This window comes from Kitasatospora sp. NPDC088742, from assembly GCF_055584905.1.
Genome location: NZ_JBVJLD010000002.1, coordinates 101459 through 110776 on the forward strand (window position 1 = coordinate 101459; position 9318 = coordinate 110776).

The 9318-nt window shown below is 74.4% G+C and carries 9 protein-coding genes; all 9 read left to right on the forward strand.

Translation table 11 applies throughout. The features are described 5' to 3' along the window. Positions 1–255 precede the first annotated feature (255 nt). The 9 genes from ACZ6ZR_RS02730 (at position 256) to ACZ6ZR_RS02770 (ending at position 9307) form a co-directional block, all read left to right on the forward strand. A complete protein-coding gene (locus tag ACZ6ZR_RS02730; RefSeq protein ID WP_465638656.1) occupies positions 256–441 on the forward strand; it encodes a hypothetical protein in 186 nt (61 codons plus the stop codon). Positions 442–634: 193 nt separating this feature from the next. Then, positions 635–1816: an AAA family ATPase gene (locus tag ACZ6ZR_RS02735; protein ID WP_465638657.1), complete on the forward strand. Its 1182-nt coding sequence runs from the start codon at positions 635–637 to the stop codon at positions 1814–1816. Between the two features lie 351 nt (positions 1817–2167). Then, positions 2168–2665 carry a cobalamin B12-binding domain-containing protein gene (locus ACZ6ZR_RS02740; RefSeq protein WP_465638659.1) on the forward strand — a complete coding sequence of 166 codons (498 nt, stop codon included), beginning with the start codon at positions 2168–2170 and terminating at the stop codon, positions 2663–2665. Next, the gene (locus ACZ6ZR_RS02745; RefSeq protein ID WP_465638661.1) at positions 2662–3990 is read left to right on the forward strand and encodes a methylaspartate mutase; all 1329 of its coding nucleotides are present in this window, start codon (positions 2662–2664) and stop codon (positions 3988–3990) included. Before ACZ6ZR_RS02740 ends, ACZ6ZR_RS02745 begins: the two co-directional genes overlap by 4 nt. Next, positions 3987–5006 carry an asparagine synthetase A gene (locus ACZ6ZR_RS02750; RefSeq protein ID WP_465638663.1) on the forward strand — a complete coding sequence of 340 codons (1020 nt, stop codon included), beginning with the start codon at positions 3987–3989 and terminating at the stop codon, positions 5004–5006. Before ACZ6ZR_RS02745 ends, ACZ6ZR_RS02750 begins: the two co-directional genes overlap by 4 nt. Beyond that, positions 5003–6319, forward strand: coding sequence for a glutamate synthase-related protein (locus tag ACZ6ZR_RS02755; RefSeq protein WP_465638665.1), 1317 nt, complete (start codon positions 5003–5005; stop codon positions 6317–6319). The genes ACZ6ZR_RS02750 and ACZ6ZR_RS02755 overlap by 4 nt, the downstream gene beginning before the upstream one ends. Continuing rightward, positions 6312–7583, forward strand: coding sequence for an MFS transporter (locus ACZ6ZR_RS02760; protein WP_465638667.1), 1272 nt, complete (start codon positions 6312–6314; stop codon positions 7581–7583). Before ACZ6ZR_RS02755 ends, ACZ6ZR_RS02760 begins: the two co-directional genes overlap by 8 nt. After that, positions 7576–9012: an amidase family protein gene (locus ACZ6ZR_RS02765; protein ID WP_465638669.1), complete on the forward strand. Its 1437-nt coding sequence runs from the start codon at positions 7576–7578 to the stop codon at positions 9010–9012. The genes ACZ6ZR_RS02760 and ACZ6ZR_RS02765 overlap by 8 nt, the downstream gene beginning before the upstream one ends. A gap of 88 nt (positions 9013–9100) precedes the next feature. After that, positions 9101–9307 (forward strand): MbtH family protein, encoded by a 207-nt coding sequence (locus ACZ6ZR_RS02770; RefSeq protein WP_465638671.1) that lies wholly within the window; start codon positions 9101–9103, stop codon positions 9305–9307. The last annotated feature ends 11 nt before the right edge of the window (positions 9308–9318 follow it).

Sequence of the window (9318 nt, forward strand, 5' to 3'; positions counted from 1 at the left end):
ACATACGAAGGGGAGTCGTATGTCATGTTATCGCCCAGTGGCCGACAAGGGCACCTGATCCGACCGCAGTTCCTTCACGGAGCAACCACATGACGGCCCGTCATGTCCGGCCTTGCCCGGTATGACCCCCTCGTATCTGCGTCATGGCGTACTCACGGCCCCTGGAGGGCCCTTACCGGCCCTTCGGAGCCCCGGCAGACTCGTCGATGTCGGGAAACACCCGGCGGACATCGGTAAGTCGAGGGGAAACTCACCATGGACCGCAAGCTCTTCACCGCCGCCGCTGTATTCTTCGCCGCCACCGCCACGGCCCTCCTCGCCACGCTGGCCACCTCCCCCGCCTCCGCCGACACCGTCGCCGACACCGGCTCGCAGACCACCAACGTGACCGTGGCCCCCTCTCCGAGCCCGAGCACCGGCTCCGACCTGGGCTGGGGCTGACCGCAACCCCCGGGCCCGCACCCCGCGGACGGCCACCCCGGCCGCACGGGAGCGGAACACCGGAGCGCGAGCGGGCAATCGGCCCGACCGGCGCTGCACGGACATGACAGAAGAGTCCGGATAGGCCGCCGAAACGCGACAGACATCCAATACGGACAGAGAGACGTGGGGAAATCAGACCGTGGACGAAGCGTTGAATTCTGTCCGATTCTCCGGCCTCCTCAGGGAATTCCGCCGGCACGCCGGACTGACCCAGCAGGAACTGGCCGACCTCTCCGCACTCAGCGTCCGCGCCGTCCGCGATCTCGAGTCGGGCCGGGTCCACCGGCCCCGCCGGGAGACCGTCCGGCTGCTGGTCGCCACCCTCCGCCTGGAGGGCGCCAGACGGGCCGCCTTCGAGCGGGCCGCCACCGAGACCGCCGAGGGCCGCGACGCCCCGCCCGATCCCGCCCTGATCGGACGCGAGACCGAACTCACCGCCCTGACAAGCCTGATCCGCGAGGGCGGACGCCGGCTGGTCACCGTCACCGGCCTGCCCGGGGTCGGCAAGACCCGGCTGGCCCGCGCCGCCGCGGACCGTCTGCACCGCAGCGGCTGGACCGTGAACGGCAGCCTCGGCGACCGCGACGCCCTGCTGCTGGCCGACCGCCCGCAGGACGGCCCGCCGATCGGTGAACTCCTGGCCCGCCACCCGGGGTTGCGCGTCCTGACCACCGCCTCGGCGCCGCTGCGGTTGCCCGGCGAACTGGTCCTCCCACTGGCCCCGCTGCCCACCCCGCGCCCCACCCCCGGCGCCGACCCGGCCGGGCTGCTGCGCCAGGACGCCGTCCGGCTGTTCCTCGCCCGCCTCCAGCACGTCCGCCCCGGCCACCGGCTGGACCCGGCCGAGGCCGCCACCGTGGCCGAGCTCTGCCGCCGCCTGGACGGACTGCCCGCCGCCATCGAGCACGCCGCCGAGTGGTGCCTGATCCAGCCGCCGCGCCGCCTGCTGCTCTGGGCCAGGCAGAGCCCGCTTGAGCCGGCCGACTCCCCCGCCGCCGGGCCGGTGCTGCGCGCCGCCCTGCACCAGAGCATCGGCGAACTCTCCTATGCCGAACGTGAGTTGCTCCGCCATCTGGCCGGGCCCGGCCGAGGCCCCGGACGCTCCTTCGAGCAGCTGCTCACCCGCACGTGCACCCCGGCCGCCGAACTGGCCACCGCGGTGCACGCCCTGCTGGTGCGCGGCCTGGTGCGGGCCACGCCCGGCAGCACCGCCGAGGACGTGGACTCCGGCGAGCGCTTCACCGTGCCCTACCTCGTCCGGCACGCCCTCCTGGAGGCGACCACGCCGGCCCCTGCCGCACGTCCCCTGCGCGTCCTCGCCGCCACCGGCTGAACCGCGGCCTTCTGGGCGTCCGGCGGCGTCGCCGCCAGGGGCGCGAGGAACTGCGCGAGACGGAGGATCCGACCCGATTGCCGGGCACGGGGAACCAGTTGCAAGTGAGAGTCCGTGCCCGGCACTCGGGTCTCGGTCTTCCGTCTCGCGCAGTTCCTCGCGCCCCTGAGGGCCCCTGCGGGGCCCAAGAACCGCCGCCCGCCTGCCGGTGTGAACTGCCGGGTGCGCGCCGCACGGACGCCTAGCGTTCGGCTGTCGGCGCCGATCACCGCAGCGCCGCAGCCCACCGGGCCCCTCCGCCGTACCGACCCCCGTGGTCCGGCGTGCCCTCGACCATCCTGTGAGACGACCATGGAGCTGAAGCACCGCCCTGCCCAGCCGCGCCCCCGCACCGCCGCCCGGGCCGCCCACTCCGGCCTGGACGTGCTGGTCACCAGCGTGGCCTCCGACGCCCACACCTGGAACCTCATTTACCTCCAGCTGCTGCTGGAGGAGTCGGGCCACCGGGTGACCAACCTCGGTGCCTGTGTGCCGGACCAGCTGCTGGTCGACGAGTGCCTGGCCCGCCGCCCCGACCTGGTGGTGGTCTCCACCGTCAACGGGCACGGCCTGAACGACGGCCGCCGGGTGATCCAGCAGCTGCGCGCCCACCCCGAGCTGCGCGGCACCCGGGTGGTGATCGGCGGCAAGCTGGGCATCGCGGGAGCCGAACAGGACGACCAGGTCACCGAGTTGACCGCCGCCGGCTTCGACGCGGTGTTCCAGGACGGCACCGGCCTCGCCCGCTTCCACGACTACGTGCAGGCCATCCCCGCCCGGCCCGCCGTCCCGCTGGCCGGTGCCCGGTGAACGCCCCCGCGCCCCCGCCCGGCACCGGTGCCCCCGTCCCGGCCGGCTCCTTCGGCGGCTACGTCCGCGCCGCCCGCGCCTCCGGCCGGCTGGTGGTGCAGCCCCGGATGGGCATGAGCGACCCGCAGCTGATGCGGGCCGGGCTGCTGGCGACCCGTCAGGCCGACGCCACCACCGTCGGCACCCTCACCCTGGACAGCTACACCCGGGTCGGCGACCACCGCGCCGCCCGCCGGGCGCTGGCCGAGGGCGTGCCGCTGAACGGCTACCCGATCGTCGCCTACTCCACCGCCACCACCCGCGGCGTCACCGAGGGCATCGCCGGCCCCTCCTTCCCGGTGCAGGTCCGGCACGGCTCGGCCGCCCCGCAGGAGATCTTCGAGGCGGCGGTGGCGGCCGGTCTGACGGCCAGTGAGGGCGGCCCGATCTCCTACTGCCTGCCCTACAGCCGGACCCCGGTCGAGCAGTCGGTGGCCAACTGGAAGGCGAGCGTGGCCGTGCTGGCCCGGCTTCGGGACCAAGGCCTGGAGCCGCACCTGGAGACCTTCGGCGGCTGCATGATGGGCCAACTCGCCCCGCCCGGGCTGCTGGTGGCGATCAGTGTGCTGGAGGCACTGTTCTTCCGGGCGCACGGGCTGCGCTCCGTCTCGCTCAGCTACGCCCAGCAGACCCACCCGGGGCAGGACGTGGAGGCCGTCACCGCGCTCGGCCGGATCGCCGCCGAGCTGCTCGGGGACACCGACTGGCACCTCGTCGTCTACGCCTACATGGGCGTCTACCCGCGCACCCCCGGCGGCGCCACCCTGCTGCTGGAGGAGGCCGCCCGGCTGGCGGTGCACACCGGCGCCGCGCGGCTGATCGTCAAGACCACCGCGGAGGCGCACCGGATCCCCGGCGTGGCGGAGAACGTCGCCGCCCTGGAGGCCGCCGCCCGCGCCTCCGAGACGGCCGGCCCACCGCCGGAGACGGACGACACCGGCATCCACGCCGAGGCGCTCGGCCTGGTGCACGCCGTGCTCGGCCTCGACCCCGACCTGGGCCGGGCGCTGACCAAGGCGTTCGCCCGGGGCGTGCTGGACGTCCCGTACTGCCTGCACCCGGACAACGCCGGACGGGCGCGCAGCTACCTGGACTCCGCCGGGCGGCTGCACTGGTCCGACACCGGCGCGATGCCGGTGCGCGGCAGCGCCCGCTCCGCCGCCCGGATGACCTCGACCGGGCTGCTCGGCTCCCTCTCCTACGTCCAGCAGCGCTTCGACCGGCTGGCCCTCGATCTCGCCACCACCCGTCAACTCCCCTCCCAGACCAAGGAGTCCGTCCGATGACCAGCACCGTCGAGCCCACCGCGCGCACCTGGGAGCAGCTGCTGCCCCCCGCCGACCCGCGCGCCCACCTGACCTCGGCCACCACCCGCACCGTGCTGCGGGTCCAGCAGGAGCTGCTGGCGGGCGCCCGCGAGTACCTCACCGGCCTGGGCTTCCACGAGATGCTGCCGCCGGTGATCGGCCCGGTCACCGACCCGGGCGCGCGCGGCGCCAAGCAGGTGGACCTGGACTACTACGGCCACCAGTACAAGCTGATGACCAGTGCGATCCTCTACAAGCAGGCCTCGCTGCTGGCCTTCCCGAAGATCTTCTGCATCGCGCCCAACGTCCGCCTGGAGCCGCTGGAGACCTGCAACACCAACCGCCACCTGGCCGAGTTCCACCAGATCGACGTGGAGATGGCCGGCGCCTCCCGGGACGAGATCACCGCCGTGGTCGAGGGCCTGGTGCGGCACATGGTCTCCCGGGCGGTGACCAGGCTGCCGCGCGAGTTCGAGGAGCTGGGCCGCGACGTGAGCGCCTTCGCGGGGCTGCTGGGCGAGGCCTTCGGGCGGATGACGCACGCCGAGGCGGTGACCGGACTGCGCGAGGGCGGCCACCCGCAGAGCCCGGACGCCGAGATCGACTGGACCGGCGAGGCGCTGATCTCCGAGCGGGCCGCCAAGCCGTTCTTCGTCACCGACTACCCCAAGGGGTCGCGCGGCTTCTACGACCGGGAGAGCGCCGAGACCGCCGGCGTGCTGCGCAACTTCGACCTGCTGGCCCCGGAGGGCTACGGCGAGCTGTGCAGCGGCAGCGAGCGGGAGTCCGACTACGCCCGGATCGTCACCCGGATGCGGGAGACCGGCGAGAACCCGGCCAAGTACGGCTGGTACCTCCGGCTGGTCCGCGAGGGCATCCCCGCCTCGGCCGGCTTCGGCATCGGCGTGGAGCGCTTCACCCGCTACGTGACCGGCCTGAACTCCGCCTGGCAGGCCAACGCCTTCCCGAAGCTGCCGGGGGTGGTCTCGCCGTGACGAACCCTCAGAACCCCGGCCTGCACACCGCGGGCCTGCCCGAGCAGGCCGTCCGCGAGCGGGCCCGGCTCGGCGCGGCCGCCGCCTTCCCCGCCGAGGCGCACTACGGCCACACCCTGTTCGGCGCCGAACCGGCCTTCTCCACCGACCCGTTGGAGCAGCTGCGGATCACCCCGCCGGTCTTCATGCCGCAGCGGCTGGAGAAGCTGATCGAGCTCGGCCGGGAGCCGCTGCACACCGACGTGGCGCTGGACACCGTGGTCGGCGGCCTGCGCTCCTCGCTGCCGCTCTACCTCTCCGCCTTCGGCTCCACCCGGGCCGCCGGGACCGAGCAGGTGCTGGCCGCGAGCCGGCAGGCCGGGCGCCTGGGCATCCCGATGGTGATCGGCGAGAACATCGTGCCGATGAGCGGCTACGGCCGCGCCGGGGAGCGGACCAGGCGCACCGCGCTGGCCCGGATCGCCGCCTATCTGGAGGAACTCCCGTACGGGCTGGGCGGGGTGGCGGTCCAGCAGTCCACCGAGGACGCCGACGCGGAGGTGTGGAACCTGGTCTACAGCGACCCGGGCACCCAGCTGCTGCTGGAGAGCGGGCGGCTGGCCTTCGAGCTGAAGGTGGGTCAGGGCGCCAAGCCGGGCCTGGGCGGGATGACCGTGCTGGACCGGGCGGCGGCCGCCAGGGTGGACGAGCAGTTCGCCCTGGACGAGGTCTTCGGCCCGGACTCCGACCGGGTGCTGCGGTGCAGCAGCCCGGGCACCTTCACCGAGGAGATCCTCCGTCAGCAGATCCGGCTGATGCGCAACAACTACCCCCGGGTGAAGGTCTGGGTGAAGCTCCACCCGGGCCGGGACGTGGCGCACGCCGCCGCCACCGCCTGGGCCGCCGGGGCGGACTCGGTGACCGTGGACGGCGCCGAGGGCGGCACCGGCTGGGCGCCGGTGGCCTCGATCGCGCACGCCGGGCTGCCGCTCGGCGAGTGCCTGGCCCGGATCGGCGCCCGCCCGCAGCCCCGGGCGGACTGCCTGCTGGTCTCCGGCCGGATGTGGGAGGGCAGCCGGGTGGTGAAGAGCCTGGCGCTCGGCGCCACCGCCGCCGGTCTCGGCCGGGCCGCGCTGCTCGCCACCGACGAGGACCCGGAGGCCGGCCTGACCAGGCTGGTGGAGGCCCTGGCGCTCGAACTGCGGCTGCTGATCAGCGCGGTGGGCAAGTACGTGCCCGCCGCCCTCACCCCCGAGGACGTCTGGCCGCAGCCCGCCGCCCTCCCCACGACCGGCCCCGTCCCGCGCGTACCGGAGGTGCTGCACCATGGCTGACACACTCCCCAGGACCGAGCAGGACGCGGCGGCGCCGGAGCGCCGCAACGGCCCGCTCGGCCTGAACTACCTGTCCTTCACCGGGGCCATGAGCCTCTCCCAACTCGGCGACTCCGCCTGGTACGTGGCGCTCACCTGGACCCTGGTGCGGGACTTTAGCCCGGCCACCGCCGGTGCGGTGCTCACCGCGGCCAGCATCCCCCGGCTGATCGGCCTGCTCGGCGGCGGCGTGATCGCCGACCGCAGCGGCCCGCGCCGGGTGATGGTGATCACCGACCTGCTGCGCGGCGCGGTGATGCTGGCCGCGGCCGGCCTGATCGCGGTGAGCAGCCCCTCGGTGCCGGTCCTGCTCGGCGCGGCCCTGCTGCTCGCGCTGATCAGCGCCTTCTTCATCCCGGCCTCCGGCGCGGTTAAGCCGCTGATCCTGGAGGACAAGGACCTGGTCCGGGGCAACGCGCTGTTCGTCTTCGGCATCCGGGGCGGGCAGGCGGCCGGCGGTCCGGTCGGCGCCTGGCTGGTGGCGGCCGGCGGCGTCCCGCTGGTGGCGCTGGCCAACGCGGCCAGCTTCCTGCTCTCGGCCTTCGCCTCCGGCCGGGTGAAGTACACCCGGGCCCCCGCCCAGCCCGCGCCCACCGACCAACCGGCCCCGCCCAAGCCGCCGTTCAAGCGGATGCTGGTGGACGGGCTGCGCTACGTCGGCGGCCAGCGGCGGATCAAGCTGGTGCTGCTGGTGATCGGCCTGACCGAGCTGGCCTGCGCCCCGCCGGTCAACCTCGGCCTGGTGCTGCTCTCCGAGCGGCTGGGCACCGGGGCCACCGGCGCCGGTCTGCTGCTCACCGCGTACACCCTCGGCGCGGTGGCCAGTTCGGTGCTGACCATGGCCTGGCCCCCCGGCCGGCACGGCGGCCGGGTGCTGGTGTCCACCGTCTGGGCGGCGGCGCTCGCGCTGACCGGGATGGCCTTCAGCGACTCGCTCGCGGTGGCCCTGGCCTGCTACGCCGTGCTCGGTCTGGTGACCGGTCAGTCCGGCCTGGTGCTGGTCTCGATGCTCCAGCGCTGGACCGAGGCGCCGATGCGCGGCCGGGTGATGTCGGTGCTCTCGCTGGTCATCTTCGCCGCCGCGCCGCTGGCCAACCTGGCGGTCGGCGCGATGGTGAGCCTGCTCGGCTTCACCGCCGCCATGGCGGTCTTCGCGGTCTTCGCGGTGGCCGCGGCCCTGGTCACGCTGGCCACCCCCGGTCTGCGCGGGGTGCGTCTTGACTGACACCTCGCACCTGGGCTCCGCCGGGCTGGACCACAGCTCGGCGGGCTTCCCGGAACTCCGGGAGCTGCAGGCGCAGTTGCGCGACGGACGGCTGACCAGCGTCTCGCTCACCCGGCGCTGCCTGGAGCGGATCGAGCTGGCGGACCCGTTGGTGAACGCGGTGCTCGCGGTGGACGAGTCGGCCCTGGAGCAGGCCGCGCGGGCCGACCGCCGGTACGCCGCCGGGGCCGAACGCGGGCCGCTGGACGGCATCCCGGTGCTGGTGAAGGACAACATCGACACCGCCGGGCTGGCCGGCTCGGCCGGCTCCCGGCTGCTGGCCGGCCACCCGCCGGCCCGGGACGCCCGGGTGGTGGCCGGGCTGCGCGCGGCCGGGGCGGTGGTGCTCGGCAAGACCAACCTCTCCGAGTGGTCCAACTTCCGCTCCACGCAGGCCACCGAGGGCTGGTCCGGGGTCGGCGGGCAGACCCGCAACCCGTACCGGCTGGACCGCAGCCCGGGCGGCTCCTCGGCCGGTTCGGCGGTGGCGGTGGCCACCGGGATGGCCCCGCTGGCGCTGGGCACCGAGACCGACGGCTCGATCGTCGGCCCGGCCGGGCTCTGCGGGGTGGTCGGGGTGAAACCGGAGACCGGCCTGCTCCCGCTGGACGGGGTGGTGCCGATCACCCCGGAGCTGGACAGCGTCGGCGTGCTGGCCTCCCGGCTCTCCGACGCCGCGCTGGCCCTGGCGGTGCTCGGCGGGCAGACCGCCCCCGAACCCGACCGGGGGACGCTCCGGGTCGGCCTCTGGCGGGTGCCGCGGATGCCGGGGGTGGTGGACGCCGTACTCGACTCCACCACCCAGGCCCTGCGCTCCGCCGGGATCGCGGTGGTGCCGGTGGACCTGACGCTGGACCAGCAGACCGTCGAGGACGGCCTGCTGGCGATGTACGCCGAGTTCCGCCCGGCACTCGAGCGCTACCTGGCCGGGCGGCCCGGCGGGCCGCGCACGCTGGCCGAGCTGATCGAGGGCAACCGGAGCGATCCGGTCGAGCTCTCGCTCTTCGGCCAGGACCTGTTCGAGCAGGCGCAGTTGATCGGGCCCGAGGAGCGGGAGCGGGCCGTTCCCGCCCGGCTGCGCTCCCGGGAGGCGGCGCGCAGGCTGCTGGACCGCACCATGCGCCGCTACGGCGTCCAGGCGCTGCTGGCGCCCACCAACGAGCCGGCCCCGGTGCTGGACTACGAGCTCGGCGACCCGGGCACCCCCGGCAGCTCCACCCCGGCCGCGCTGGCCGGGTACCCGAACGTCTCGCTGCCGGTCGGCCAGTTCCGCGAACTCCCGCTCGGGGTCTCGGTCTTCGGCCCGCCCACGCTGGCCCGGCTGCTGCCGGTCGCACTGCGGGTGGCCGAGGCCTGCGCGGTCCGCCGCACCCCCGCGCTGCTGCCCTAACTGCCGGTCAACTGCCCTGCACGACTGCCCAGTTGGGCCACTCAAGGCTCATAGCGTAAGCCTCACAACGACTCCTCAGGAGGATCCGATGAGCAACCCCTTCGAGAACGAGGACAGCACCTTCCTGGTGCTGGTGAACCACGAGAACCAGCACTCGCTCTGGCCCGCCACCATCGACGTCCCGGCCGGCTGGGAGACCGTCAGGTCCGGTGCCACCCGGGCCGACGCCCTCGCCTACATCGAGGAGCACTGGACCGACCTGCGTCCCGCCAGCCTGGTCGCCCAGGCCTCCTGACCATCCATCCG

Bases quoted from the DNA above. Each gene is read 5' to 3' on its own strand.
- ACZ6ZR_RS02730 (WP_465638656.1), top strand. From the start codon at position 256: ATGGACCGCAAGCTCTTCACCGCCGCCGCTGTATTCTTCGCCGCCACC.
- ACZ6ZR_RS02740 (WP_465638659.1), top strand. From the start codon at position 2,168: ATGGAGCTGAAGCACCGCCCTGCCCAGCCGCGCCCCCGCACCGCCGCC.
- ACZ6ZR_RS02750 (WP_465638663.1), top strand. From the start codon at position 3,987: ATGACCAGCACCGTCGAGCCCACCGCGCGCACCTGGGAGCAGCTGCTG.
- ACZ6ZR_RS02760 (WP_465638667.1), top strand. From the start codon at position 6,312: ATGGCTGACACACTCCCCAGGACCGAGCAGGACGCGGCGGCGCCGGAG.
- ACZ6ZR_RS02770 (WP_465638671.1), top strand. From the start codon at position 9,101: ATGAGCAACCCCTTCGAGAACGAGGACAGCACCTTCCTGGTGCTGGTG.